The organism is Streptococcus equinus (assembly GCF_900104225.1).
Taxonomy (GTDB): domain Bacteria; phylum Bacillota; class Bacilli; order Lactobacillales; family Streptococcaceae; genus Streptococcus; species Streptococcus equinus_D.
In genome coordinates this window covers 129341-155914 of sequence record NZ_FNJK01000002.1, presented here as the reverse complement: position 1 = coordinate 155914, position 26574 = coordinate 129341, and the positions used below count along the sequence as shown (strand labels likewise).

27 protein-coding genes and 2 riboswitches are annotated in these 26574 nt (G+C 37.2%); of the genes, 4 read left to right on the top strand and 23 right to left on the bottom strand.

Going from position 1 to position 26574, the window contains the following annotated elements:
• Window positions 1–137 precede the first annotated feature (137 nt).
• The 4 genes from nrdH (at window position 138) to thiT (ending at window position 4587) form a co-directional block, all read left to right on the top strand.
• A complete protein-coding gene (gene nrdH / locus BLP98_RS03560; protein WP_074481950.1) occupies window positions 138–365 on the top strand; it encodes a glutaredoxin-like protein NrdH in 228 nt (75 codons plus the stop codon).
• Window positions 366–434: 69 nt separating this feature from the next.
• Window positions 435–2594 (top strand): class 1b ribonucleoside-diphosphate reductase subunit alpha, encoded by a 2160-nt coding sequence (gene nrdE / locus BLP98_RS03555; protein ID WP_074482233.1) that lies wholly within the window; start codon window positions 435–437, stop codon window positions 2592–2594.
• A gap of 228 nt (window positions 2595–2822) precedes the next feature.
• Entirely contained in the window at window positions 2823–3785 is a 963-nt protein-coding gene (gene nrdF / locus BLP98_RS03550) for a class 1b ribonucleoside-diphosphate reductase subunit beta (RefSeq protein WP_074481949.1), read from the top strand.
• 69 nt (window positions 3786–3854) lie between these two features.
• A riboswitch (TPP riboswitch) is annotated at window positions 3855–3952 on the top strand.
• Window positions 3953–4020: 68 nt separating this feature from the next.
• Window positions 4021–4587, top strand: a complete 567-nt coding sequence (gene thiT, locus BLP98_RS03545) for an energy-coupled thiamine transporter ThiT (RefSeq protein WP_074481948.1) — start codon at window positions 4021–4023, stop codon at window positions 4585–4587.
• Window positions 4588–4650: 63 nt separating this feature from the next.
• On the opposite strand, the gene ribE is transcribed toward thiT, so the two are convergent.
• The 23 genes from ribE to BLP98_RS03430 form a co-directional block, all read right to left on the bottom strand.
• Entirely contained in the window at window positions 4651–5112 is a 462-nt protein-coding gene (ribE, locus tag BLP98_RS03540) for a 6,7-dimethyl-8-ribityllumazine synthase (RefSeq protein WP_074481947.1), read from the bottom strand.
• Window positions 5113–5123: 11 nt separating this feature from the next.
• A complete protein-coding gene (locus tag BLP98_RS03535) occupies window positions 5124–6302 on the bottom strand; it encodes a bifunctional 3,4-dihydroxy-2-butanone-4-phosphate synthase/GTP cyclohydrolase II (RefSeq protein WP_074481946.1) in 1179 nt (392 codons plus the stop codon).
• Window positions 6303–6905, bottom strand: a complete 603-nt coding sequence (locus BLP98_RS03530; protein ID WP_074481945.1) for a riboflavin synthase — start codon at window positions 6903–6905, stop codon at window positions 6303–6305.
• Window positions 6890–7960 (bottom strand): bifunctional diaminohydroxyphosphoribosylaminopyrimidine deaminase/5-amino-6-(5-phosphoribosylamino)uracil reductase RibD, encoded by a 1071-nt coding sequence (gene ribD, locus BLP98_RS03525; protein WP_074481944.1) that lies wholly within the window; start codon window positions 7958–7960, stop codon window positions 6890–6892. Before ribD ends, BLP98_RS03530 begins: the two co-directional genes overlap by 16 nt.
• A 215-nt stretch (window positions 7961–8175) precedes the next feature.
• Window positions 8176–8429, bottom strand: a riboswitch (FMN riboswitch).
• A 56-nt stretch (window positions 8430–8485) separates the two neighbouring features.
• On the bottom strand, window positions 8486–9259 hold the full coding sequence (locus BLP98_RS03520) for a DUF3169 family protein (RefSeq protein WP_234792784.1): 774 nt from the start codon (window positions 9257–9259) through the stop codon (window positions 8486–8488).
• Window positions 9256–9621, bottom strand: coding sequence for a helix-turn-helix transcriptional regulator (locus BLP98_RS09530; protein WP_234792783.1), 366 nt, complete (start codon window positions 9619–9621; stop codon window positions 9256–9258). The genes BLP98_RS03520 and BLP98_RS09530 overlap by 4 nt, the downstream gene beginning before the upstream one ends.
• Before the next feature lie 144 nt (window positions 9622–9765).
• Window positions 9766–10323 carry an NAD(P)H-dependent oxidoreductase gene (locus BLP98_RS03510; protein ID WP_074481942.1) on the bottom strand — a complete coding sequence of 186 codons (558 nt, stop codon included), beginning with the start codon at window positions 10321–10323 and terminating at the stop codon, window positions 9766–9768.
• A 95-nt stretch (window positions 10324–10418) separates the two neighbouring features.
• Window positions 10419–11549, bottom strand: coding sequence for an acetylornithine transaminase (locus tag BLP98_RS03505; protein WP_074481941.1), 1131 nt, complete (start codon window positions 11547–11549; stop codon window positions 10419–10421).
• A gap of 25 nt (window positions 11550–11574) precedes the next feature.
• Entirely contained in the window at window positions 11575–12309 is a 735-nt protein-coding gene (argB, locus tag BLP98_RS03500; protein WP_074481940.1) for an acetylglutamate kinase, read from the bottom strand.
• A 12-nt stretch (window positions 12310–12321) separates the two neighbouring features.
• Window positions 12322–13515 carry a bifunctional ornithine acetyltransferase/N-acetylglutamate synthase gene (gene argJ, locus BLP98_RS03495; protein ID WP_074481939.1) on the bottom strand — a complete coding sequence of 398 codons (1194 nt, stop codon included), beginning with the start codon at window positions 13513–13515 and terminating at the stop codon, window positions 12322–12324.
• Between the two features lie 66 nt (window positions 13516–13581).
• Entirely contained in the window at window positions 13582–14604 is a 1023-nt protein-coding gene (gene argC, locus BLP98_RS03490; protein WP_074481938.1) for an N-acetyl-gamma-glutamyl-phosphate reductase, read from the bottom strand.
• Window positions 14605–14738: 134 nt separating this feature from the next.
• Entirely contained in the window at window positions 14739–15335 is a 597-nt protein-coding gene (locus BLP98_RS03485; RefSeq protein WP_327084536.1) for an ABC transporter permease, read from the bottom strand.
• A gap of 88 nt (window positions 15336–15423) precedes the next feature.
• The gene (locus BLP98_RS03480) at window positions 15424–16257 is read right to left on the bottom strand and encodes an ABC transporter ATP-binding protein (protein WP_074481936.1); all 834 of its coding nucleotides are present in this window, start codon (window positions 16255–16257) and stop codon (window positions 15424–15426) included.
• A gap of 124 nt (window positions 16258–16381) precedes the next feature.
• Window positions 16382–17074 (bottom strand): ABC transporter permease, encoded by a 693-nt coding sequence (locus tag BLP98_RS03475; protein ID WP_074481935.1) that lies wholly within the window; start codon window positions 17072–17074, stop codon window positions 16382–16384.
• A gap of 85 nt (window positions 17075–17159) precedes the next feature.
• The gene (locus BLP98_RS03470) at window positions 17160–18341 is read right to left on the bottom strand and encodes a pyridoxal phosphate-dependent aminotransferase (RefSeq protein WP_074481934.1); all 1182 of its coding nucleotides are present in this window, start codon (window positions 18339–18341) and stop codon (window positions 17160–17162) included.
• 14 nt (window positions 18342–18355) lie between these two features.
• Window positions 18356–19138 (bottom strand): carbon-nitrogen family hydrolase, encoded by a 783-nt coding sequence (locus BLP98_RS03465; RefSeq protein WP_074481933.1) that lies wholly within the window; start codon window positions 19136–19138, stop codon window positions 18356–18358.
• A 156-nt stretch (window positions 19139–19294) separates the two neighbouring features.
• Window positions 19295–20275: a site-2 protease family protein gene (locus BLP98_RS03460; RefSeq protein WP_200795909.1), complete on the bottom strand. Its 981-nt coding sequence runs from the start codon at window positions 20273–20275 to the stop codon at window positions 19295–19297.
• 99 nt (window positions 20276–20374) lie between these two features.
• Entirely contained in the window at window positions 20375–20512 is a 138-nt protein-coding gene (locus BLP98_RS03455) for a peptidase (RefSeq protein WP_234792782.1), read from the bottom strand.
• Between the two features lie 49 nt (window positions 20513–20561).
• Window positions 20562–23180, bottom strand: coding sequence for an alanine--tRNA ligase (gene alaS, locus BLP98_RS03450; RefSeq protein WP_074481931.1), 2619 nt, complete (start codon window positions 23178–23180; stop codon window positions 20562–20564).
• Window positions 23181–23541: 361 nt separating this feature from the next.
• Window positions 23542–24591: a peptidyl-prolyl cis-trans isomerase gene (locus BLP98_RS03445; RefSeq protein WP_074481930.1), complete on the bottom strand. Its 1050-nt coding sequence runs from the start codon at window positions 24589–24591 to the stop codon at window positions 23542–23544.
• 69 nt (window positions 24592–24660) lie between these two features.
• Window positions 24661–25362 carry an O-methyltransferase gene (locus tag BLP98_RS03440; RefSeq protein WP_074481929.1) on the bottom strand — a complete coding sequence of 234 codons (702 nt, stop codon included), beginning with the start codon at window positions 25360–25362 and terminating at the stop codon, window positions 24661–24663.
• A 52-nt stretch (window positions 25363–25414) separates the two neighbouring features.
• A complete protein-coding gene (locus tag BLP98_RS03435; protein ID WP_074481928.1) occupies window positions 25415–26026 on the bottom strand; it encodes an HAD-IA family hydrolase in 612 nt (203 codons plus the stop codon).
• A 21-nt stretch (window positions 26027–26047) separates the two neighbouring features.
• Window positions 26048–26566 (bottom strand): GNAT family N-acetyltransferase, encoded by a 519-nt coding sequence (locus BLP98_RS03430; RefSeq protein WP_074481927.1) that lies wholly within the window; start codon window positions 26564–26566, stop codon window positions 26048–26050.
• Window positions 26567–26574 lie beyond the last annotated feature (8 nt).

Here is a 26574-nt window from a genome sequence, read left to right as displayed (position 1 = left end):
ATTTTGTACCGTTTGCAGAATGTAGATACTACATATAGTGTTTTTGTAAGCCTTTTTGTTTGCTTTTTAGTCAAATTTTGGCTATTCTAATTAAACATTGAATTAAAAAAAGATAACGATTTATGGAGGAAAGCCTAATGGCTAATAAAATTACACTATTTTCAAAAAATAATTGCATGCAATGTAAAATGACTAAAAAACTTTTGGAAAAAGAAGGGGCTGATTTCCAAGAAATTAATATCGACGAACGCCCAGATATGATTGATTACGTTAAAAGTCTTGGCTTCACTGCTGCTCCAGTTATCAAAGCCGGTGATATCGTATTCTCAGGCTTTCAACCAAGTAAGTTAAAAGAAATTGTTTAATTACATTACTTCCATCTTTAATTAGAAAGGAATTACCTGGCCCGATTAATGGGCTTGGTGCCATATTTTATGAGTCTTAAAAATCTCGGCGATGTATCCTACTTTCGCCTTAATAATGAAATTAACCGTCCAGTCAATGGACAAATCCCCTTAAATAAGGATAAAGAAGCTATGAAAGCTTTCTTTTCTGAAAATGTCATTCCAAATACAATGACTTTTAAAAATATTTCAGAAAAAATCAGCTACTTAATCACAAATGACTACATTGAAGCTGAATTCATCGCTAAATATTCGCTAGAGTTTATCGAGACACTGGCAAAAGATTTACAAGCTCACAACTTCCGCTTCAAATCATTCATGGCAGCCTACAAGTTTTACCAGCAATATGCTTTAAAAACAAATGACGGCAACCAATACCTTGAAAATATCGAAGACCGTGTCCTTTTTAATGCTCTCTATTTTGCTGACGGTAATGAGGAGTTGGCGCGTGATTTAGCCACTGAAATGATTAACCAACGTTACCAACCAGCTACGCCTTCTTTTTTGAATGCTGGTCGTAGTCGACGTGGAGAATTTGTATCGTGTTTTTTAATTTCAGTTACTGATGACATGAATGCTATCGGACGTTCTATCAACTCAGCTTTGCAATTGTCACGTATCGGAGGCGGTGTTGGTATTAGCCTTTCAAATCTACGTGAGGCTGGTGCTCCTATCAAAGGTTACGAAGGCGCAGCATCTGGTGTGGTGCCAGTCATGAAGCTCTTTGAAGATAGCTTTTCGTATTCTAACCAACTGGGGCAGCGCCAAGGTGCTGGTGCGGTTTACCTGGATGTTTTCCACCCAGATATCATGGCTTTCTTATCTACTAAAAAAGAAAACGCTGATGAAAAAGTGCGTGTCAAAACACTGTCACTTGGAATCACTGTGCCAGATAAATTCTACGAACTAGCACGTAAAAATGAAGACATGTACCTCTTCAGTCCATATAGTGTTGAGCGTGAGTACGGTGTTCCTTACAGCTATGTAGACATCACAGCAGAATACGACAAAATGGTTGCTAATCCTAACATTGTTAAAACTAAGATTAAAGCGCGTGATTTGGAAACGGAAATTTCAAAACTCCAACAAGAATCTGGTTATCCTTATGTAATTAACATTGACACAGCTAACCATACTAATCCAATCGATGGTAAAATCATCATGTCAAACCTATGTTCTGAAGTTCTTCAGGTTCAAAAACCAAGCATTATCAATGATGCCCAAGAATTTGTCAAAATGGGAACAGATATTTCATGTAATTTAGGATCAACTAACGTGGTTAATATGATGACTTCTCCAGATTTTGGTCGCTCTATTAAAGCTATGACACGCGCTCTAACTTTTGTTTCAGATACGTCATCAATTGAAGCTGTGCCAACAATCAAGCATGGTAATGAACAAGCTCATACTTTTGGGCTTGGTGCCATGGGACTTCACACCTACCTAGCTCAAAACCATATTCACTATGGAAGTCCGGAATCTATTGAATTTACAAACATCTATTTCATGTTGCTCAATTACTGGACATTAGTCGAATCTAATCAGATTGCCCGCGAACGCAAGCAGACATTTGTAGGATTTGAAAAGTCAAAATACGAGGACGGAAGTTACTTTGATAAATACATCACAGGTGAATTTGTACCAAAATCTGATCGCGTGAAAGAACTTTTTGCAGATCATTTTATCCCTAGTGGTAAAGATTGGGCTGAGCTTCGTGATGCTATCATAGCAGACGGGCTCTATCACCAAAATCGCTTAGCTGTTGCCCCAAATGGTTCTATTTCTTACATCAACGATGTCTCTGCTTCACTTCATCCAATTACACAACGTATTGAAGAACGTCAAGAAAAGAAAATTGGTAAGATATATTACCCTGCTGCTGGTTTGTCGACAGATACAATTCCTTACTACACGTCTGCTTATGATATGGATATGCGAAAAGTGATTGATGTTTATGCTGCAGCTACTGAACACGTCGATCAAGGATTATCACTCACCTTGTTCTTGCGCAGCGATATTCCAGAAGGACTCTATGAATGGAAAACACAAAGTAAACAAACCACTCGTGACCTGTCTATCTTGCGTCATTACGCTTTTAATAAAGGCCTTAAATCTATTTATTACATCCGTACCTTCACTGATGACGGTGAAGAAGTCGGTTCAAACCAATGTGAAAGCTGTGTGATTTAACTGAACACTTGTTATTGGTCCTAAAGGACCTAATAACAAGACGGCAACCGCTATGGCGGATTCCCTAGTTCACTTACTAACTTCATCAAATGACTAGTATCGAGTCATTTGGTTTTGTGTGATAACTGCTATGTGACGACTTGAACCGGTACAACTTAAAGAACTTCAATTGAAGCGCCAGTCTTCTGGCTGGCTTTCTTATAACTACTCTTAGGAGAAATCAGAAACATGACTACATATTATAAAGCCATTAATTGGAATGAGATTGAAGATGTCATTGATAAATCAACTTGGGAAAAATTAACAGAACAATTCTGGCTAGATACACGTATTCCTCTCTCAAATGATTTAGATGACTGGCGTAAACTCTCAGACCAAGAAAAAGATTTGGTTGGTAAGGTATTTGGTGGCTTAACTCTTCTTGATACCATGCAATCAGAATCTGGTGTTGAAGCTATTCGTGCAGATGTCAGAACACCTCATGAAGAAGCTGTTCTCAACAATATTCAATTCATGGAGTCAGTCCATGCCAAATCTTACTCTTCTATTTTTTCAACCCTAAATACAAAATCAGAGATTGAAGCCATTTTTGAATGGACAAATAACAACGAATATTTGCAGAAAAAAGCTAAAATCATTAATGATATTTATGAAAATGGTACTGCTCTGCAAAAAAAAGTTGCTTCAACTTTCCTTGAAACCTTCCTCTTCTATTCTGGATTTTTCACCCCTCTTTATTATCTTGGTAACAATAAATTGGCAAATGTCGCTGAAATTATCAAATTAATTATCCGTGATGAATCTGTTCATGGCACTTACATTGGCTATAAATTCCAGCTTGGTTTCAATGAATTATCCGAAGAAGAACAAGACGAATTACGTGATTGGATGTATGATTTGCTTTACCAACTCTATGAAAATGAAGAAAATTATACTAAAACACTTTATGACCAAGTTGGCTGGACTGAGGAAGTTCTGACTTTCTTACGCTATAACGCCAACAAAGCTCTCATGAACTTAGGGCAAGACCCGCTTTTCCCTGATACTGCAAATGATGTCAACCCAATCGTCATGAATGGTATTTCAACAGGAACTTCAAACCACGACTTCTTTAGTCAGGTCGGAAACGGATACCTTCTTGGTTCTGTTGAAGCTATGCAAGATGATGATTACAATTATGGCCTTGATTAGAATTTTCAAAAAATATTTTCGAACTGTCTTGACAAGAAAGTTTCTTTCATGCTAGACTATAAACAAATTGAATTCACAAAGGAGTGCCATCGGCTGAGATCGCATTTGCGAAATCCTGATAACCTGATCTCGTTAGGACGAGCGTAGGGATTGTGATATGACTTTTTTAAACGTGATTAAAATAGCATTGAACATATTATCAGAAAAGCTCCTTTGTGTTAGAAGGAGCTTTTTTATGTCGTCGAAGAATTCTCAATTGTCTGCTTTAATTGAGACTGCACTTGTTGCTGCTTTTGCCATGGCCTTATCTTATATTCCAGATTTTGCTAGCTGGTTCACCCCTTCATTTGGTACTGTCCCTGTCGTTCTCTTTGCTCTAAGACGTGGTCCAAAATATGGAACTTTGGCTGGTTTGATTTGGGGATTACTTCATTTCATTTTAGGAAAAGTTTGGTACTTGGCTTTATCACAAGTTATTATTGAATACATCATTGCCTTTATCTCAATGGGCTTAGCTGGATTTTTATCTGCGCCATTTCAAAATGCTCTTTCTAAAGACAATAAAGGACGTGCTTTGATTTACTCTACTATCGGTGCCACACTTGCTGTTTTTGTCCGCTACTTCTGGCACTATGTCGCTGGCTTTATCTTCTGGGGAAGCTACGCACCAAAAGGCATGTCACCTTACCTTTATTCTCTCAGTGTTAATGGCACAGCTGGACTGTTAACTCTAGTCTTCGTCATTTTAGCGCTAGCTATCATCATACCAACACAAGGAAAAATGTTTTTAGTAAAAAAATGATCCTTTAAACCTCTAAGCTTAACACCATAAAAGCTAAGACAAATCGTCTTAGCTTTTTTTCTATTACATTTGTTTTGCCAAATTAATCATTTCAAGCACACCTTGTGCGCATTCGCTACCTTTATTTCCAGCTTTTGAACCTGAGCGTTCGATAGCTTGTTCGATATCTTCTGTCGTAATCACGCCAAACATGACTGGAATATCACTCGTAAGATTGATTTGACCAACACCTTTTGCCACTTCATTACAAACAAGGTCATAATGACTAGTTGACCCACGGATAACACTTCCGAGTGTGATAACTCCATCGTATTTGCTAGTCGCAACAATTTTTTTGGTCATGAATGGAATCTCAAAAGCACCTGGAACCCAATAAACATCAATATCTTCTTCAGCCACTTCGTTGCGAATCAAACCATCCATGGCACCTCCCAATAATTTTGAGGTGATAAATTCATTAAAACGTGCAACTACGATAGCAATCTTTAAGTCTTTTCCGATAAATTTTCCTTCAAATGTTGTCATGATTTTTCTCCTTATACGATATGTAGTAAATGATGAAATTTTTCTTGTTTGGTTTGCAAATAAGCACGATTTTCTTGATGAGCCGGCATCTGCAAAGGCAAGCGTTCAACAATCTCAACGCCAGATTTTTCAAGTTGCTCTAACTTGTCAGGATTGTTAGTCAATAACTTGATTTGTTTAATGTTCAAAAATGATAGAATATCTGCCGCAATTTGATAATCTCGCTCATCTGGTGCAAAACCAAGTTCAAGGTTGGCATCATAGGTATCCATACCTTCTTCTTGCAACTGGTAAGCCTTAAGTTTGTTTTTAAGTCCAATGCCACGTCCCTCTTGTCGAAGGTATAGAATAGCTCCGCGACCTACTTTATCAATTTGGTTCATCGCCGCATGTAGTTGCTCGCCACAATCACAACGTAAAGAACCAAAAATATCTCCTGTCAAACATTCGGAATGCAGACGAACTAAAAGCGGTTCATCACTTGTTAAATCACCCTTTGACAGCAAAACATGCTCACGGTGTTCTTCATCTTCAAACAAACGTAACTCAAAATCACCGTAAGCCGATGGTAACTTTACCTTTGGGCTATCTTGAAAACTCACATAACGTGTAATATCGCCCACTTCAATCATGGTCAAATCCCACTTCTCAGCATAAGCATGCAAATCAGCCTTGCGGGCCATAGTGCCATCTTCTTTTAGAATTTCACAAATATATGCAGCTTCTGTGCTACCAGCCAAACGCGCCAAATCAAGACTAGCTTCGGTGTGCCCTCGACGTTGCAAAACACCGCCACTTCGTCCCACTAAAGGAAACATGTGACCAGGTCGATGAAAATCGCTAGCTTTGCTGCTTTGTGAGGCCAAAGCTTGAATCGTTTTAGCACGATCAAATGCTGAAATACCCGTTGATGTCTCCTTGTGGTCGACACTAATAGTGAAGGCTGTACCATGCGCGTCAGTATTGTCTTCTGACATTGGAGAAAGTTCCAAACGCTCAGCAATGCTTTTTGACACTGGTGCGCAAATCAAGCCACGCGCGTGCGCTGTCATAAAATTCACATTTTCTGGAGTTACCAATTCTGCTAAACCGACCAAGTCTCCTTCTGCTTCGCGGTCATCATCATCAACCACTACAATTAATTTACCTGCTTTTAAATCAGCAAGTGCTTTTTCAACATCCTTAAACATTTATTCTCCTTTCATCCTTGCTACTTGTGCCTGCATGTATTTTGCTAAAATATCAGTCTCAATATTGACCTTGTCGCCTTTTTTAAGTTGAGCCAGATTCGTTGCTTTAGCTGTGTGTGGAATTAAAGACACGCTAAATTGTCCTGACTTGACAGATACCACCGTCAAACTAACACCATTAACTGCGATTGACCCCTGCCCCACGATTTGACCTTCCAGTTCTTTTGGAAAAGCAAAGCTAAGTACGATAGCATTTTCATCACTTTGTTTTTGAACAAGTGTCGCAAGGTTATCAACGTGCCCTGTCACAAGATGACCTTCAAAACGAGCATTAGCAGACATTGCCAGCTCTAAATTGACCAAATCCCCAATACGACAAGTTGAAAAAATCGTTCTTCTAAAGGTTTCTGGCATAATATCCACCGTAAACAGATCACCTGCTTTTGCAACGCAAGTTAGACAGACACCATTGATTGCCATACTATCACCGATTTTATAATTTGCTAGCAATTTTCGAGATGCTTTACAAGTTAATTTAATATTATGCTGGTGTTTAACCATTCGACTAATGCGCCCTTGTTCTTGAATTAATCCTGTAAACATTCTGACCTCCTTTTAGCTGACAAACGGACATTATTGCCAATTGTTTGAACAGAAAAATCTTGTAGTTCAAGCACTTCTTCTACCAAACGAAAACTTGACATCGCTGCTTTGCCATTACCACCAATAAGTTTAGGGGTTACATACGATATGATTTCATCCCAAAGTCCACTATCTAAGAAAGCATCATGAACACCTGCTCCGCCCTCAACATAAACAGACTGAATTTTTTCATCATAAAGCGCCTGTAAGATATTCGCAATCGAAAATTTCGGCAAATCAATCACCTTAACATGACTAGGCAAATCCGAAACCTTGCGCCTACTAAAAATGAGTACCGGAGCCGCACCATTGGTAAAAATCTGTAGGTCTTGTTTTTCAAAAATGCGTCCTGCTTCGTCCAAAACAACGCGAACCGGCGAATACAAACTTGTCCCAGCTCCCAATAGTCTTGGATTATCAATCAAAACGGTATCTGCCCCGACCAAAATAGCCTGATAATCATCGCGCTCATCATGAACAAAACGGCTAGTCTCATCATCAGTCAAAGCTGTTCTGCTACCTAACATTGCGATTTTCCCATCTAAACTCACCGCTTGCTTCAAAACCACATAAGGACGCTGATGTTCGTAATAAAAATTATAATGCGGATTAAGTGCTCGTGCCTCTTTTTCCAAAATACCAGTAATAACCTCAATCCCTTGTTCTCTTAAAAAGGCCACCCCCTTTCCAGCAACCAAAGGATTGGGATCAAGTTGTCCAACCACGACCTTTTTGATGCCAGAATCCAGGATTGCCTGTGTACAAGGCGGTTGTTTTCCTCGATGATGACAAGGTTCTAACGTTACATAAAGTGTTGAATTGAGCAGTTCTTCAGGGGCTTCACAATGTAAAATTGCATTTTTCTCAGCATGTTCATGACCATACTGCAAATGCGCTCCACGAGCAATCACACGATTATCTTTAACGATGACCGCACCAACCAAAGGATTGGTATAGGTCTGCCTAAAGCCATTTCTAGCTTCTGCAATTGCTTGTGCCATATAAGCTTCGTGCATATAAGCCTCCTTTCCAACAAAAAATCCCAAGAAAAACAAGCTTAGCTACCTAGCTAAAACTCTTTTCCCCGGGATTAGTCATTCCTGTGCCAGTATTAAACGGCACCAAAACTATTAACTGCAATCAAAAACCTCGTAGCAATACACTACGAGGCAATTAAAGACAACTAAAAAAGTATTCCAAAAAGTAAGAGACTCACTCTTTGATACTCTATCAACTTCTTCTCTCATCCAGACTATACTGTCGGTTCTGGAATCTCACCAGATCAGCTTGCGCTCACGGACTTAGCTCTCTCATCTGCATGTCAGACCAAACAAAGTTGATTGATGATTTGCTTTTAGTTTAGGCGACTCCTCGCAGACATAACTGGTGTTAAGCAAAAGGCGTCAACAATGAATAAAAGCAAATAGCAATCAACGAGACAACATTACCGTCGGTCGGGAATCACACCCTGCCCCGAAGAAAACTATTCAATTCTTTCTTAGATTAGCACGAATTGAAAGAGCTGTCAATAATAATTTTTGTTATTTTCTGAAATATTTATTAACGAACCGAATGTTAGCAAGGTTGATATAGATATGAAGTGCCACTACGACTATAATTCCTGACACAACATTCAATGATGTGAAGAAAGCTAACAAATACAAAATAACGTAAATAGCTGGAATGATGCGATAATTGAGATTGAAAACAATCAAGAAAGATTGTTCATAATTAGCTTGCAACTCACCTTCATCGTAAGAATATAAAAATTCTTTTACTTCAGCAATGGTTGGGAATGTCGAAATCTTATAGCGACGAATTTTTTGATTCAGTTTAAAAATAATAATTTGGAGAACTACCATCAAAATAAATAAGGCAATATCAACAATTTGAATTTTCCAAAACATATGCCCTTCACTTACAATAGCATCGTGAAATTTAAGCAAACATCCAAGCAATAGAAAAAGAACCAAAGCAGAAGAAATATTATAAAAAATATTCGCAAATTCTAAATTCTTAAACGTTTTACGATAAGTATCATAACTTACCTCTTCATCAAGATTATCATCCAACTGTTCATTGCGATTATAATAATGATTTGCTTGGTATATAAACCACAAGTTAAGCAGAACAGAAATTATTGCAAGTCCACGAACTAAAAAGACTAGACTATCAAAATTAAATTTTAAAATCTTGCCATCAAATCCTAAACCTAAGACACCAGTAATTCCTCCCACAAGAGTACTAATGGCGACAAGGCCTAGATAAAATAAAATACGTTGTTTAGTTGTTAATTGTTTTGTTTTATTCATCATTCTTCTCCCTCTTCATCAAGACTAAAAACATTTTCGACAGATTCATTGAATATGTGTGCAATACGTAGTGCAATAACCACTGATGGAGTGTATTCGTTACGCTCCAGAAGACTAATGGTCTGTCTAGAAACCTTAGCCATTTTGGCTAGCTGTGTCTGATTTAGGCCATCGCGCGCACGCAATTCTTTAAGACGATTTTTTAAAACCAAATTTTCCTCCATTCTAGTAATTGATAAAAGATGTTTCTTTTTCAAAAAACGTCTTCTTAATAATTCATTTCTCCTAGGATTGGGAGTTTCTGATGTAAGATAAGCACCAAAGATAGCAAGAAAAATAAAAATCCAATCATCTTTAGAAGACATCTAATCCCCTCCCTTCGATGAATTGATTATAGCACTAACTCTTAAAAATGACAAGGATATTTGTCAAAAATACAAAGATAATTGTCAAAAAGAACATGATTTTTGTCAAAAAAAGACCCGGTTAATAAAACCGAGCCTTATTTCCTACAAACTTTCAATCATTTCTACCAGTTTTTTAGCATGTGCTTGAGATTTTGCAATCATTTCTTGGGTTTTGTCAGCGTCCTCACGCAGTGAATAAGACACACCATGTGTGACAACATGACCAACAAAGTTAAGCTGTGTCAATTTAGCTGTCAAACGAATTGGTACTAAAAGATCTTCAATCGTTGTACCAGATTCAGCACTATATGCTGCTTCTCCTGCACCAGTCGTCAAAGATGCAATCAAGTATTTATCTTTCAAGGCATTGCCATTTGACCCGTGAGAAAAACCATGCACAAAAACTTTTTCAATCCATTTATTCATCAAAGATGGGGTCATGTACCAATAAAGCGGGTATTGGAAAACAATGACATCCGCCCAACGAAGCTTATCTTGCTCAGCAGCCACATCAATCTGATAATCAGGATACAAATTGCTCAAAATATCCAATTCAACTTCTGGGTAGAGCTTTTTAATTTCTTTTAAAATGGTTTTATTTGCCAAAGAATCATTTTTCAAATCAGGGTGTCCTGAAACAACAAGAACTTTTTTAGCCATTTTTTCACCTCTTCTATTATTAGAAAATTCTATACAATTGCACACAATTTGTCAACCTAAAAAAGCTGAGAACTTGGTCTCAGCCTCAAACAATTTTATGCAAAAACATCTGCCAAAATGGCTACACCTTGGTCGATTTCTTCTTTTGTCAAAGTCAATGGAGGCAAAAGACGGATAACATTAGTACCAGCTGTTAAAACAACTAATCCTTTGTCACGCGCTTTTTCAACCAAGTCCGCTAGGTTTTCACCGGTTTCAATCCCAATCATGTAGCCAAGACCGCGAACGTCAGTCACTTTAGGATTGTCAGCCAAGACTTTTTTCAATTCCGTTTGCAAATAATTACCATTTTCAAGTGCTTGTGGTAAGAAACCGTCAGCCAGCATAATATCCAGTACGCTTGAGGCTGCTGACATGACTAATTTATTACCACCGAAAGTTGAACCGTGACTACCATATGAAAAGGCTGAACCAAGTTTTTCTTTGGCAATCATGGCACCAACGGGAACACCATTTCCAAGACCTTTAGCCAAGGTGAAAATATCTGGTTCAATACCATAATGCTCAAATGAGAAGAGCTTACCAGTACGTCCCATACCAGTTTGCACTTCATCAACAATCAGTAAAATTCCTGTTTCTTGACAGAATTGACTCAAAGCTGTCACAAAGGCTTTGTCAGCTGGACGAACACCTGATTCTCCTTGAACTAATTCTAACATGACAGCTGCCGTATCTTCCGTTACCAAAGCTTTAACGCTGTCCAAATCATTGTAAGTAGCGTAGCTGAAATGTGGCACACCATCACCAAAACCAGTCTTGATTTTATCTTGACCAGTCGCTGACATGGAACCAAAGGTACGACCGTGGAAAGAATTGACAAAGGTAATAATTTCTTGCTTACCAGTGGACTTACGAGCGATTTTAATGGCTGCTTCATTTGCTTCTGCACCGCTATTGGCAAAGAAAGCCAGGTAGTCTTTGTCACCGATTAATTTGCCAGCCACCTCTTCTTGTAAAGAATTAAGGTACAAGTTAGGTGTATGCCAAATTTCTTCAGATTGTTTTTGCAAAGCTGCCTTAACTTGTGGGTGAAAACCTAGATTTGTGACACCAATTCCAGTGGAGAAATCTAGATATTTTTTCCCATCTTGGTCAAAAAGATAATTTCCCTCAGCTTTGACAAATTCAATTGCTGCACGTTTATAATTTTGAAATAGTTTCGTCATTTCTTTCTCCCATTTACATTAAGTTTTAGCTGATGATTGAAGTTCCTGTTACAAGATTGTCGCCAATCAATACTTCACCAACACCTGCTAAAACGGTATTGACAGCTGATTCAATTTTTGGAATCATGCCACCAGTGATAATGCCTTGATCGATCTTTTCTTGAAATTCTTTCGAAGTCAGGCTATCAAGCACTTCACCATTTTCCAAAACACCTTTCACATCTGTCATCAAAACCAATTTTTCAGCATTCAAGGCAATCGCAACCGCTGTTGCTAAATAATCAGCGTTGATGTTGAGCATATCGCCTTCTTTTGAATAACCAATTGAAGCAAGTACTGGCAACATTTGATTATCAAGCATTTGCTCCAAAATCGGTGTCTGAATATGTGAGACATCACCAACGTAACCATAAGTTTCCTTATCAAGAAAATCAGCTGTCACCACTCTTTTGATATTTGATAGCAACTGAATACTATCAATAGATGATTGGTTTAATTTTTTAGTCAAATTTTCACCAACCATGTGAAGAAGAGCATAGCTGACCAACTTCATATCAGATTGACTGGTTACACGAAGACCATTGATTTTTTTAACTGGTACTTGGTTATCTTCCATTAATCTATTAATAGCATAGCCGCCACCATGCACAATGACCAAATTTTTATGGGCATCTTTCCATTTTTTGACTTGTGCTAAAAAGTCTTGCGACAAGTTTTGGCTAGCAACGCCACCAATTTTAATCACAATTGTATCTTTCATAGTCTTATCCCTTTATGTACGATAGAGGGCATTGATTTTCACGTAATCGTATGACAAATCACAACCCCAAGCTTTTCCTTGTGCTTCACCCGCATGCAAATCAACAGTGATAGTAATCTCATCTTCGTGCATGACATCTTGCATCTCTTCTGCTTCAAATTCAACGGGACTTGATTTTAGCATGACTGGAACATCGCCTAGATAAATGTCAATGTTATCTACGGGTACATCAACACCCGCATAACCGACAGCCGCTAAAATACGTCCCCAGTTAGGATCTTCACCAAAAATCGCTGTCTTAACAAGACTTGAACCCACAACACTTTTAGCCATCATACGGGCATCAAGGGCATTTGGAGCATTTTTGACTTTTACTTCAATGAGTTTGCTTGCCCCTTCACCATCTTTAGCAATCATTTTAGCCAATTCTTGCATGACATAATTAAGCATGGCTGAGAATTTATCAAATTCAGGTGTATTTGGCAAAATTTCTTCGTTCAAAGTACAACCATTTGACATGACAAGAACCATATCATTTGTTGATGTATCTCCATCAACTGTAATTTGGTTGAAGGTTGTTTCAACATTTTGACTAAGGGCTAGTTGTAAAGTTTCACTTGAAATATTAGCATCACAAGTGATGAAAGCTAGCATGGTTGCCATGTTAGGATGAATCATTCCTGAACCTTTTGCCACACCTGCCATGGTTACTTCATCACGTCCAAAGCTTTCTGTGACCGCAACAGTTTTAACCATGGTATCTGTTGTTAGGATAGCTTTTGAAAAATCATCTGAATTTCCATTAACAACAAGTTTTGAAAGACCAGTTTTAAGTGTATCCATTGGTAACAAATCACCAATAACACCAGTAGATGCCACACCGACCAAATCAGGTTCAACACCAAGCTTTTCAGCTGTCCATTTTTGCATAGTGTAAGCATCTTCCATCCCTTGGACACCAGTACAAGAATTAGCAACACCTGAGTTAACAACGATAGCTTTCATTTTCTTAGCTTTTTTAACAGACTGGCGTGTCACAATCAATGGCGCTGCGATAACTTTATTAGTAGTATAAACACCCGCTACACTTGCTGGAACTTCTGAAACAATCCAACCAAAATCCAATTTTCTTTTCTTAAACCCAGCATGTAATCCATCTGCTGAAAATCCAAGCGGGCTTGCAACATTACCTTCAATAACTTTCATTTTCTATACCTGAAACACTTAAAGCAAACTCATTCTTTCAAAAATACTTTAAGCGTCCTTCCCTTTCTATAAATAATTCGGTGAAATCAATAAACCTTCTGTTTCATCCCAGCCATTCATGAGGTTAAGATTTTGTACAGCTTGACCAGCAGCACCTTTAATCAAATTATCAATAACAGATACTACTGTCAGTACATTAGTCACTTCATTGTAAAGAAAACCAATGTCTGTAAAGTTTGAGCCAATCACATTGTGCAATTCTGGTAAATCATCTTGCACACGAACAAAAGGCGTATCTTTGTAAGAATCTTCATAGATAGCAAAAAGATTTGCATTTGTTAGTGGCTTTTTCAACTTAACATAAACCGTTGACATGATACCGCGATTAACTGGCAAAAGTGATGTTGAAAATTGAATGTGATTAACCTTGTCATCGAACAACTTCAACTCTTGCACAATTTCTGGAATGTGCTGGTGACGGTTTAATTTGTATGTCACATAGTTATCATGAACATTAACAAAGTGACTTGATTCAGAAAGAGCTTTACCAGCACCTGTCAAACCACTTTTAGCATCAACGATGATTGAATCTTCTTCAACCACACCCGCTTTTAGCAAAGGAATCAAAGCTAATTCTGTTGCTGTCGCGTAACACCCTGGGTTTGAAATAAATTTCTTATCCTTAACATCTGTGAATTCAGCTAAAGAATATGTAAATTTATTCAGAGCCTCATCACTTGCTGGTGTTTTTTTATACCATTTTTCATAAAGGTAAGCTGGCAAGCGATGGTCTCCCGATAAATCAATGACTGGAAAATCAGCCTCAACAAATGGCTGCGCTAATTTACTAGCCACACCACTTGGAGTGGCAAAGAAGACTAAATCTGATTTTGCCATGATTTTTTGAGCATCAAATTCTTCGATGACCAAGTCACATACACCAACTAAGTAAGGGTATAACTCTGACAATCGTCGACCGATTTCCTTAGTTGCATGAATCGAAGCAATCGTAATTTTTTTATGATTATTCAATAATTTAACTAATTCTAGACCACTGTATCCAGTGATACCAACAATCGACACTCTCATAATATACACTCCTTGAATAAATATGTATACAATTTTATAGTATATTTATTCATAAGTCAAGTGTTTTTTGCATAAAATATTAAAAAAGCACGAATTTTCATTCATGCTTTCACTATTTTTCAAATTTATGGATATTAATCAATTTTTCTATTTTTCTGGTAAGCAAAATAAAGAGCAATCGAAGTTAAAACAATCCAACCAAATAATACGAAAATAGTTTTATCTGTTAATTGGTAATCTGATAATTCTTTAAAATATTTGGCATTTGCTCCGATAAAAGAATATTCCATGACTGTCCTAACAGACTTAGCAAATTCAGAAAATATTGGCAAAAAACTTGCAATAAGCACTAGAGTGAGACTACAAACAGTTGTTTGGGTTTGATTCTTAGCCAAAAAAGCAATTAAAAGATTTAATAAAATAAAGACAAGGCTTGTTAGACTAACAACAACTAAATAGCTCCACCATTCCATGTCTTTAATCTGCATCAAAATTGGAATTAAAATACTTGCAAGCAAAGAAAAAATAATTGGGAAAATAATAACTGTCGTGATATATTCTCCTTGTTTAACACCCGATAAAATCAAACTTTTTAAATTTTTCTTTTCTTTCTCTTCTGAAATCATGGTAGAGACAAAAGAACCCGCTGTAAAACTATAAACCATATTAAGTCCCATTCCAACAAGGAATTTGTTGATATCAGAATCAAAAAAAGCGCCAAATAACCACATATAAAAAACTGGAGATATGATTGAAATAAGAAAAAGCTTGTTACTCCATATGAACTGCCAGCGTAACCAAAGTAAACTCATAAATCTATTATTCCCCATGCCATTTTTCTCCTGTCAATTTAATAAAAATAGTTTCCAAATCAGGCTCTGCTGTATGCATACTGACCACATTTGAATTAAGATAGCCAGCTACCTCGTCTCTTGGAACAACTTTCTCTTCACCATTTTTGTAAAGAAGGTGAACATTATCATCAACACGATATTTTGAGATAATCTCTTCAGGGCTACCATATTCCAAAATCTTGCCTTTATTCAATAAAGAAATCTTATCACATAATTTTGTGGCTTCTTGCATGTTATGAGTTGTCAAGAAAATCGAAATACCTTTAGCCTTTAGTTCCAACAATAACTGATGTACTTTTTGAGATAAAGTTGGATCCATACCAGATGTTGGCTCATCTAAAAAAACTATCTCAGGTTCATGTAAAATCGCACGGATAAGCAAAAGACGCTGACGCATACCTGTTGAGATTTTTTTAGCCTTTTTATTGCGGTCTTCATATAAATCAAGACGTTTCAATAAGTCATCAACTTTAACCATTGGAACACCATGGAAACGAGCGAAAAATTCTAAATTTTTATAAACAGTCATATTTTCATAAAAGCCCACCGTATCACTCATGATTCCCATTTTCAAATAATCATCAGGCGTGATTTCCTCAGGCTTTTTACCAAGTATCTCAACGATACCACTATCTTCTTTTAATTGATTCGTTAAAATATTAATCGTCGTTGTTTTACCAGCACCCGAGGGACCGAGAAATCCAAAAATCTCCCCCTCTGCCACACTAAATGACACATCATCCAATGCTACAGTATCCTTAAACTTTTTTGATAAGTTTTGAACAGTAATCCTAGCCATAACGTTCTCCCAATCTTGTTAAATATTATTTCCATTCTAGCACAAAACCTCAAGCCCAAACGTTCATGTCATAAACAGTCGTTTTTCCGTCGTAAACTGCAAAAAAATTGACTGGCTAATAAAACTAGTCAATTTTTCTATTTTTCTTATAAGCAAAATAAAGGGCAATTGAAGTCAATAAAATCCATATCAATAAAGCAATAAAGGTTTTATCAAATAATTGGTAATTAGGCAACTCCCTTAAATACCTATCATTTGCCCCGATAAATGATAAATCAACTACTTTATCCATTCCTTTTATTTCTATAGCAAAAATTGGCATAAAAGTTGCTAACAAAAATAAACCAAGACTCAATACCATTGTTTGACTCTGACTCTTCGATAATAGTGCAATTAATAAATTAAGTAAAATAAAAACTATAATTGTCAATCCGGTTATCGTAATAAATATTACCCAATTAATACTTTTAACGTGAAATAGTATTGGTATAAAAATACCAGAAAACATGGAAAATAGTATTGGAAAAAAAATAACTGATAATATATATTCCCACTGTTTCACACCTGACAAAATCAAAGTCTTTAAATTTTTCTTTTCTTTTTCTTCTGAAATCATAGTAGCAACAAAAGAACCAGCTGTAATACTATATATCATGTTGAGTCCCATACCAATGAAACCCACATTATCTGTAAAACTAAGTAAATTCGCAAATAAAGCCATATCAAAGACTGGAGATAAAACAACAAATAAAAATAGTTTGTTGCTCAACATGAACTGCCAACGTAACCAAAGCAAGCTTCTGAATCTACTTTTCATATAAAGCTCTCCTTTTCGACTTCATAGTTAACGCTTTCATTATATCACAATTATCTTTTAGTAGATCTTTTCAGATTAATCTTCCCTAATATTTGCCAAATAATCCCAATTTACCGATACGTTCGACAGCTTCAATGAGACGTTCTGGTTCGACCAATAAACCGATTCTGACATAACCGTCTCCTGCTTCACCAAAACCTTTTCCTGGTGCGACCGCTACATGAGCTTCATTTAACAGTAAATCTGCGAAACTTTCACTATCATAACCTTTTGGCACAGGCATCCAAGCATAAAATGATCCTTTTGAGTCAAAGGCACGCCATCCAATTCTCTCTGCTGCCTGAACAAAAGCATGACGACGTTCATCATATTTGTGATTTAACTCAGCGATGGCTGACTTCGCTTTTTTATCTAGTAAGGCTACAGCGCCAGCGTCTTGGATTGCCGGAAAAATACTAACAAAGAGGTGATCTTGTAGGAGATTAAGAGCTTCAATCATCTCAGCATTTCCTGCAGCAAATGCCAAACGCCAACCTGCCATGTTAAAAGTTTTCGAAAATGTGTAAAGTTCAATACCAACTTCTTTTGCTCCAGGTGTTGATAAAAAGCTTGGATTTTGGTAACCGTCTGCTCCCAAAGCCCCGTATGCAAAGTCACTAACAACACCGACCTTGTATTTTTTCGCCCAAGCAACCAATTCCTCATAGAATTCTGCTGTCGCCACAGCTCCCGTTGGGTTATTAGGGTAATTAACATAGATAAATTTAGCACGTTTTGCCACTTCTTTTGGAATAGCTGACAAGTCTGGCAAGAAGTTATTTTCAGCTTTCAAAGGGAAGGTTTCATATTCGATTTTCCCTAATGCAACACTAGAAAGATAGTCTGGATAACCTGGGTCTGGCAACAATAGCAAGTCTCCTGGATTCATCATTGCTAAAGGAAACTCAACCAAACCAATCTTTGCACCACCAAGAACACAAATTTCCTTTTCACTGTCAAGACTTACCTGATAATTTTCCTTGTAGAATTGACTAGCCGCTTCTTTAAAATTTGCATTCCCACGAAATTGCGAATATTTATGAGAAGCTGGATTTTTAGCCGCTTCAATCAAAGCCTCCACAATGTAATCGTAAGTTGGCTGATCTGGATTTCCTTGTCCAAGATTGATAACGTCATAACCTTCAGCCACCTTAGCATTGACTTTTGCGACAAGACTAGCAAAAAACTGTTCTGGTAATTCTTGTAAAATATTTGATTGTGAAAACACCCTAATGCCCCCTTTTAATGATACAAATCTGGTTTGCGGTCTTCAAAAACTGGAATGTGACCTCGAATTTTTTCAACCTCTGTTAAATCAAGGTCAGCCGTAAAAATACCTTCTTGATTGTCTGGCGCCTGCAAAATCACCTTCCCTAAAGGATCAATCACCAAAGAATGCCCTGAAAAATGATCAGCAAGACCATCACCCACACGATTGACCGCAACAACAAAAGCTTGATTTTCAACCGCACGCGCACGCAGTAAAATTTCCCATTGTTCTACACGCGCTTCTGGCCATTCAGCAACGACAAATAAAAGCTTAGCTCCACTTGCCATCAAGGTTCTCACCCATTCTGGAAAACGAATATCATAACAAATGACACTAGCAGCTTTGACACCATCTAAGTCAAAAGCACTCTCTTTACTGCCTGATTGTAAATACTCATCTTCTGACATTAAGCCAAACAAATGTACCTTATCGTATTCAGTCAGTATCTTTCCATCCCGATTAAAAACATAGGTCGTATTAAAAAAGCCTGTTTCTTTCTTTGTTGCAACAGACCCTGCTACCAGATTTACACGATGCTGTTTAGCAAAGGCAGCTAATACAGCTTTTGTTTCTTGTCCATCCTCATCAGCTACACTTAACAATTGGTCCAATGCGTAGCCTGTATTCCACATTTCCGGCAAAACAATCACATCTGGCTCATCAAGCAGAGCTTTTTCCAATAATGCCAAGACATTTTGGATATTCTGCTTTGGCTTGGCCTCCTGAATAGACATCTGAATTAGTGAAACTTTCATGATTTCCTCGATTCTATCTGCTATGAAAATTTTCTGAAATCTTAGTGACTATTATAACAGTCTGCTAAGCCCTCGTAAAATAGTTATTTTAAATGGACTTGATAGTTAAAAACTATAACCAAAAAAGCCCACCTCCAGGTGAGCTTTCGGGATATTTTATGCTAAAAAACATTGTTCTGCTTGAACTAAAATTGAATTTGGTTTATTATACAATGCCAAAACTTCTTGAAATACTAACTTACTTTCACTTATACCTTGTCCTCTTTCCAGATAAAGACATGATAAATAACGCAGACGCTTTTGGCTAATCTTATCCAATTTATCCAGATTAACTTTAGCAAATAAATCTCTGGACATCCTTTTGTACATTAAGGATTCTAAAGTTACTAGTAAGCAATAGTAATAATTTCGGTTAAACTGATTACTTGGCTCCATCTCAGTCAATCTTTGGTAAAGATTTCTAACCTGCGCTACTTCTCCTTGTAATAACCACGCATAAATCAGATACAATAAAAATGTATTGATCATATAATCAGGAACGTTTTGACTCTCTAGAATGCTACAAACTTTTGAAACTTCATCAAAAGTCTCATCACTATATTCTTGCAATAATTGGTTAGAGACGTTTTGATATAAAAGAAATAAATTATCTCTCACTAACAACTTATAACTTTTAAAACCATCATTACACAGACCAAAAAAATTCAGAGGAAGTGCAGTTATTAAAAAGAGTAAAAAACTACAATAGCCAAAGACTGTTAGTATATCTAGTTTCAAAAATAAAACCAAAGAACCAATCAAACTAAATAATGGACCACCAACTAATAATTTTAGAATGGCTCTTTCTGGATAATTTGTAACCTTGTAGCGATAAATACCACCATAATACATCCAGTTATCATTAAATCTCACACGAAATCCATTTTCAAAATCAAATTTGATAAAGCCAACTATCAAATAAGAAGGTTTAATTCCATTTAAGTAGCCAACTATCAGATGCCCTAATTCATGAAAAACATTCGCAACCATGATACTAAAGTAGCTAACCATCACATCTTTTCGTGCAGTTGGAAATAGTAATAATAAAAAAGATAACCCTAAAATCGTTAGAAAAAATGGCGAATATAGTTTTCTCATATCGTAAATCTCCAGCTCCCAAATTTCTAAAAATATACCAATATTTTACCATATCATCATTAACCAAAAAAGCCCACCTCCAGGTGAGCTTTCTTTTGTTTATTTTCTTTCTCGCAATGCTTTAATCAAACTATTTAGTAGGCTACATTCTGCAAAGAGAATAACCAAAAGTGGCCAATTCACTTGCTTTTGTAAACTATCAGAAATAAGAACACAGATAAGAATTGCTATAGTCATACTGATTAAAGCAATAGCGAGTTTTAGAAAGATATTTTTTGATGTCATCTTAAAGATTTTCTGCTACTGCTGCAAGAAGGTCAGCGATTTTAGCAGCATCTGAACCACCGGCCATAGCCATGTCTGGTTTACCACCACCACGACCTGATACGATTGGTGCCAAAGCTTTAATCAAGTTACCAGCATGGACATCTTTTGATTTGCTTGCTACAAGAACATTGACTTTTTCACCAATAGCTGCTGCCAATACAAGAACGTCAGAATAATCTTTTTGTTTCCAGTTGTCAGCAAATGTACGAAGGGCACCTGCATCAGAAACAGTTACTTGGCTAGCGATAAAGCGAAGACCGTTTGCTTCTTTAACATCTTTGAAGACGTCACCAGCTTGTGCTGCTGCTGCTTTTTCTTTCAATTCAGCATTTTCTTTTTGCAATTTGTGCAATTGTTCTTGCAGGCTTACTACTTTCTTAGTAACTTCTTTCAATTGAGGCACTTTAAGAGTTTCAGCAATTGCTTTAAGGTCTTCTTCTTCTTGACGGTATGCTTCAAAGGCTTCTTTACCAGTTACAGCAAGGATACGACGAGTTCCTGAACCGATACCTTCTTCTTTGACAATCTTGAAGATTCCAATTTCTGCTGTATTTGAAACGTGTGTACCACCACAAAGTTCGATTGAGTAGTCACCGATTGTTACGACACGTACGTTTTTACCGTATTTTTCACCGAACAAGGCCATAGCACCCATTGATTTAGCTGTATCAATATCAGTTTCGACAGTAACAACAGGGATAGCGTTCCAGATTTGTTGGTTAACTTCTTCTTCGATTTGACGCAATTCATCAGCAGTTACTGCTTCAAAGTGAGTGAAGTCAAAGCGCAAAAATCCTTCTTCGTTAAGAGAACCAGCTTGAGTAGCGTGGTCACCGATAACGTGATGAAGAGCTGCGTGAAGCAAGTGAGTTGCAGTGTGGTTTTTAATAACACTGTGACGACGTTTAGCGTCAATTTCAAGTGTGTATGTTGTACCAACTGACAAGCTTGCAAGTACTTCAACTGTGTGAAGAGCTTGACCATTTGGTGCTTTTTGAACATCAATCACACGAGCAACGATGTCGCCTTTATCGTTTTTGATAACACCGTGGTCAGCTACTTGACCACCCATTTCAGCATAAAATGGTGTTTTAGCGAAGACAAGCAAAGCTTGACCTTCTGAAACAGCTTCAGTACGTTCGTTATCAGCGATAATAACTGACAATGTAGATTCAAGAACTTCTTCTTCATAGCTAAAGACTGATTCTTCAGTGATGCTTGACAATGTTTCGTTTTGCATACCCATTGAACCACCTTTAACAACACTTGCACGAGCACGTTCTTGTTGTTCTTTCATAGCAGCTTCAAAGCCAGCGTGGTCAATCTTGAATCCTTTGTCTTCAGCCAATTCTTCAGTCAATTCAACTGGGAATCCATATGTATCGTACAATTTGAAGATATCTTTACCTTCAACAGTATCTTTACCAGCTGCTTTCAAATCAGCCAACAATTGATCAAGCATGTTTGAACCAGCATCGATTGTACGGGCAAATGTTTCTTCTTCGCGGCGTACGATTTTTTCGATAAATTCACGTTTTTCAAGTACTTCTGGGTAGTATGATTCCATGATTTTACCAACAGTTGGAACCAATTTATACAAGAATGTTTCGTTGATGCCAAGGCGACGACCGTGCATAACTGCGCGACGAAGCAAACGACGAAGCACGTATCCACGACCTTCATTACCTGGAAGAGCACCATCACCGATAGCAAATGAAAGTGAGCGAATGTGGTCAGCAATAACTTTAAAGCTCATGTTGTCGCCATCTGGATCATAAGTTTTACCAGATAATTTTTCGATTTCACGAATGATTGGCATGAAGAGGTCAGTTTCAAAGTTTGTTTTAGCCCCTTGCATAACGGCAACCAAACGTTCCAAACCAGCACCCGTATCAATGTTTTTGTGTGGTAATTCTTTATATTCTGAACGTGGAACAGCTGGATCAGCGTTGAATTGTGACAACACGATGTTCCAAATTTCAATATAACGGTCGTTTTCAATGTCTTCAGCAAGAAGTTTGATACCTACGTGATCTGGGTCAAAGTCTTCTCCACGGTCAAAGAAGATTTCAGTATCTGGTCCTGAAGGTCCAGCACCGATTTCCCAGAAGTTGTCTTCGATTGGAATCAAGTGGCTTGGTTCAACACCAAGTGAAATCCAACGGTTGTAAGTATCTTTATCATCTGGGTAATAAGTCATGTAAAGTTTATCTTTAGGGAAGTCAAACCATTCTGGGCTTGTCAACAATTCGAATCCCCAAGTAATAGCTTCATCACGGAAGTAATCACCAACAGAGAAGTTACCCAACATTTCAAACATTGTGTGGTGACGAGCTGTTTTACCAACGTTTTCAATATCGTTTGTACGGATAGCTTTTTGAGCATTTGTGATACGTGGATTTTCTGGAATTACTGATCCGTCAAAATATTTTTTAAGTGTGGCAACACCTGAGTTAATCCACAACAAAGTTGGGTCATTTACAGGGACCAAGTTTGCAGAAGGTTCAACAGAGTGACCTTTTGATTTCCAGAAGTCTAACCACATTTGGCGCACTTGCGCACTAGTCAATTGTTTCATTACATCTTTCCTTTTCTTCTTACTAAGCGATTTTAACGCTTGCCATAGATTGACATCATCTTCTTTAATGCTACTTAAACAAGGGCAAAAAAACGACAAGTCCATCTTACAGAGGGTGACATTCGCCACGGTACCACCTCTTTTCAATGAACTTGTCATTCTTCATTTATTGTTAAATTGTTTTTCTGACATTCTTTGTTAGTGACCTTGTCACCAAAATTCAAAAACTAGAAATCATGAGTAGCACATTTTTAACTTCATCCATGGCTCGCAGCAACCGCCACTTTTCTGAATCTGAATTTTTAAAAACGATTCTCAATCCTTTTAATTGTACTGTATTTTAAGCGACTGGTCAAGTAACTTATTCAGCTGAATCTGTAGAACTTGATTCTTCTATTGAAGATGCTTCTGTTGAGCTTGATGAACTTGCTGCAGAAGAACTTGATGAAGCTTTTGAAGATGATGATGAGCTTGTAGCATATTGTGAAAGGATGCTTGCAAAGCTACGATCTTTAATTTTCACATTAGCTTTATCAAGGGCTTTACCGATAACTTGGTTTTGGAAGTTTGTGTCATTTTGGTATTTAGCCATAATGATTTTCTTCAAACGTTTTTTATAAGTTTTCCAGTCAGCATTTTTTTCTGTTTTCTTAGTTGTTTTAACGATGTAGTAAGTGTATGAATATGTAGATGAGTTCATCACTTTGATTACATCTGATACTGACCCTTCATCTTGTTTGAAGGCTGCATTCATAACATCTGTTGGAAGTTTTGTATCTGCAGAATCAAATGTGTATTCAGTTTTCTTAGCTGTTGTGTTATCTTTAGCAATTTTATCGAAATCAGCACCTTCTGCTGTCGCTTGATCATGAACTGAGTTAGCTTTGTCTTCATCAGTCAATGCAATAACTGTAGCTGTTGTATCAGGATTGTAATCTTTGTAAGCTTCTTTGTAGTTTTTAGTTGTCAATTTATCTTTGGCAGCTTCTTTAACAGCATATTCTACAAGCATTGATGTACGGATTTGTTGTTTGTAAGTGTCAGTTGTCAAACCAGCTGCTTGAAGAGCACTTGAGAATGATGAACCATATGATGAAGCTGTTGTGTTATAAGCTTTTGTAACGTCTTTATCAGAAACTTTATCACCATATTGGTCTTCAAAGACACGTGACAAAATCAAATTCAACATTGTTTGTTGAGATGATGATGTACTTTTAGCTGCGCTGTAGAAATCAGAAACTGTAATTGTGTTACCTTTCATAGTAACAAGAGCTTTAGTTTCAGAGTTGCTGTTTGTCGCAAGGTAAGTAACGCCTGCACCAATAAGTGCTGATGCTACGGCAATAGAAACGCCTTTAAAGGCCTTGCTTTGGATCATTTTTGTAAATCCAGATTTTTCTTTTTTTGCCATTGATATTAAACTCCTTAATTTGTCTTTAACTCCATTAGTATACCATATTAACTTAAATGTTGCTTAATTTTAAAGTGTGACATCCTCAGCATTTTTGCGAATCATTAGCAATCCGTCACTAAGTGGTAAAAGACTTGCCGTTAAGTTTGGATTGTCAAGAGTTGAGTCAAAAAGTCGTTGAAGTCCACGATAAATGGTACGTTGTCCACGACGTACTTCCTCAATTGGTTTGACAATATCGCCACCTTGGAAAACATCATCAAAGATAACAACACCACCAACTTTTAAGTGTTTTAACACTTCTGGTAAAAAGACAATATATTTTGATTTTGCTGAATCCATGAAAACAAAGTCATACTCTCCCTCAAGGGTTGATAGGGTATCAACTGCATCTCCTTCAACCAAAGTGATTTGCTTACGTGTATCGTACTTGGCAAAGTTTTCCTTAGCAAAAGCAATCATTTCTGGATTACGGTCCAGAGTTGTGATTTTAGCTTCCGGTGCATTTTCTGCCATCAAAAGAGCTGAAAAGCCGATTGCAGTTCCAATTTCCAAGATATTCTTAGGCTGCAAAGTTTGCAATAAGAAACGGAAATAAGCTACCACTTCGTGTTGAATAATTGGAATATTTTCTTGGTGTGCAAAAGCTTCCAATTCAGCTAAAAAGCCTTCATTTTGCTTTTGACGTGTTCGCATATAACGCACGACTCCCTCTTTAACAACGGGACGTCGCATATTGTGATTTGCTGTTTTTGAATATGATTTAACCATAACTCTTATTATATAGCAAAATAAAGCCGATGTGAATAGGCAGCATTTTATTTTACCCTTTAAAAAGGGTGATAATATCTGACAAATCAGCAATATTTTGATTCATTTTTGATGATGGTTGTCCAAGATTAATGGACTTAATACCAGCATTCTCAGCCGCTTCAACATCAATTCGACGGTCACCAACATAAAAAGTGTCTGCTTTGTCTAAGGCGTATTTTTTAATAAGATAATTAATAGCCTCTGGTTCTGGTTTACGAGCAAAACCGTTTGCTGAAGTCACTACTTCTGTGAAATACTGACGCACCCCAAGTCTTTCTAAAACATCATTGGCTGTAATTCCTTTATGCGTATAGACAAAATGAGTCATGCCCATTTGTTTTGTCTGTTTAAGCACCTCTGCCAAATGTGGCATTGGTTTTATCATGTGGTCACGCGCTTCCTGCTCTTTTTTAAAAAAGGCTGATAACTCCGCAAAATCTAATTCTTGCTCTTTCGCCACTTGAAAAAGCAAAGCTTTTACGGATTCTTTAATGATAAAATCCATGACCCATTCTTCATCAAAAACCAAATCATAATGCGCATAAGTGACTTTCAAAGCCTCTCCAATCGCTTCATATGAATCCACTAAAGTTCCGTCAAAATCCCAAATCAAAGTTGTCACTTCTATCTCCTCATTTCAATATTAATCTGAATTCTCCAAGTCCAAGGTAATCCAATAACGCGCTAGACGATACCCATCTTCTAGGTCAATAATATTTTCCAAAATACCGCCAGCTTTTTCAATGGTTCTACGACTGGCAATATTGTCCTCACGCGCTGTGATAAGTACAGGATTGATGCCACGTCTGTCATATTGCTCAAGAGCAAAGCTGAGAAGCCTGGTCATGATACCTTGTCGTCTAAATTCTGGTAAGGTTTGATAGCCGATATGTCCACCAATCGTCGCAAGATTACCCTTTTCCAGCTGCCATCGACAAGATATACGCGCAGCAATTTTTCCATTCACAAAGGCATAATAGGTAGTCATCGTTGAATAATCAGGATTAGTAGCTTGTGTTTCTTGCGCTCTGCTATTTTCCACAAAGGTTTTAAAATCACCAATCTCACGTGTCGTGATAAAGGGGTTATCGTCATTTTCTAAAGCTGTTTGATAAGCTCGGTAAGCCGCTTCATCATTAACATCTAGATTCCTAATTTCCATACTAGCAC

Excerpts from the sequence above, each read along its gene's own strand:
- nrdH (WP_074481950.1), top strand. The coding sequence starts at position 138 with ATGGCTAATAAAATTACACTATTTTCAAAAAATAATTGCATGCAATGT.
- nrdE (WP_074482233.1), top strand. The coding sequence starts at position 435 with ATGAGTCTTAAAAATCTCGGCGATGTATCCTACTTTCGCCTTAATAAT.
- nrdF (WP_074481949.1), top strand. The coding sequence starts at position 2,823 with ATGACTACATATTATAAAGCCATTAATTGGAATGAGATTGAAGATGTC.
- thiT (WP_074481948.1), top strand. The coding sequence starts at position 4,021 with ATGTCGTCGAAGAATTCTCAATTGTCTGCTTTAATTGAGACTGCACTT.
- ribE (WP_074481947.1), bottom strand. The coding sequence starts at position 5,112 with ATGACAACATTTGAAGGAAAATTTATCGGAAAAGACTTAAAGATTGCT.
- BLP98_RS03535 (WP_074481946.1), bottom strand. The coding sequence starts at position 6,302 with ATGTTTAAGGATGTTGAAAAAGCACTTGCTGATTTAAAAGCAGGTAAA.
- BLP98_RS03530 (WP_074481945.1), bottom strand. The coding sequence starts at position 6,905 with ATGTTTACAGGATTAATTCAAGAACAAGGGCGCATTAGTCGAATGGTT.
- ribD (WP_074481944.1), bottom strand. The coding sequence starts at position 7,960 with ATGCACGAAGCTTATATGGCACAAGCAATTGCAGAAGCTAGAAATGGC.
- BLP98_RS03520 (WP_234792784.1), bottom strand. The coding sequence starts at position 9,259 with ATGATGAATAAAACAAAACAATTAACAACTAAACAACGTATTTTATTT.
- BLP98_RS09530 (WP_234792783.1), bottom strand. The coding sequence starts at position 9,621 with ATGTCTTCTAAAGATGATTGGATTTTTATTTTTCTTGCTATCTTTGGT.
- BLP98_RS03510 (WP_074481942.1), bottom strand. The coding sequence starts at position 10,323 with ATGGCTAAAAAAGTTCTTGTTGTTTCAGGACACCCTGATTTGAAAAAT.
- BLP98_RS03505 (WP_074481941.1), bottom strand. The coding sequence starts at position 11,549 with ATGACGAAACTATTTCAAAATTATAAACGTGCAGCAATTGAATTTGTC.
- argB (WP_074481940.1), bottom strand. The coding sequence starts at position 12,309 with ATGAAAGATACAATTGTGATTAAAATTGGTGGCGTTGCTAGCCAAAAC.
- argJ (WP_074481939.1), bottom strand. The coding sequence starts at position 13,515 with ATGAAAGTTATTGAAGGTAATGTTGCAAGCCCGCTTGGATTTTCAGCA.
- argC (WP_074481938.1), bottom strand. The coding sequence starts at position 14,604 with ATGAGAGTGTCGATTGTTGGTATCACTGGATACAGTGGTCTAGAATTA.
- BLP98_RS03485 (WP_327084536.1), bottom strand. The coding sequence starts at position 15,335 with ATGTGGTTATTTGGCGCTTTTTTTGATTCTGATATCAACAAATTCCTT.
- BLP98_RS03480 (WP_074481936.1), bottom strand. The coding sequence starts at position 16,257 with ATGGCTAGGATTACTGTTCAAAACTTATCAAAAAAGTTTAAGGATACT.
- BLP98_RS03475 (WP_074481935.1), bottom strand. The coding sequence starts at position 17,074 with ATGAAAAGTAGATTCAGAAGCTTGCTTTGGTTACGTTGGCAGTTCATG.
- BLP98_RS03465 (WP_074481933.1), bottom strand. The coding sequence starts at position 19,138 with ATGAAAGTTTCACTAATTCAGATGTCTATTCAGGAGGCCAAGCCAAAG.
- BLP98_RS03460 (WP_200795909.1), bottom strand. The coding sequence starts at position 20,275 with ATGAGAAAACTATATTCGCCATTTTTTCTAACGATTTTAGGGTTATCT.
- BLP98_RS03455 (WP_234792782.1), bottom strand. The coding sequence starts at position 20,512 with ATGACTATAGCAATTCTTATCTGTGTTCTTATTTCTGATAGTTTACAA.
- alaS (WP_074481931.1), bottom strand. The coding sequence starts at position 23,180 with ATGAAACAATTGACTAGTGCGCAAGTGCGCCAAATGTGGTTAGACTTC.
- BLP98_RS03445 (WP_074481930.1), bottom strand. The coding sequence starts at position 24,591 with ATGGCAAAAAAAGAAAAATCTGGATTTACAAAAATGATCCAAAGCAAG.
- BLP98_RS03440 (WP_074481929.1), bottom strand. The coding sequence starts at position 25,362 with ATGGTTAAATCATATTCAAAAACAGCAAATCACAATATGCGACGTCCC.
- BLP98_RS03430 (WP_074481927.1), bottom strand. The coding sequence starts at position 26,566 with ATGGAAATTAGGAATCTAGATGTTAATGATGAAGCGGCTTACCGAGCT.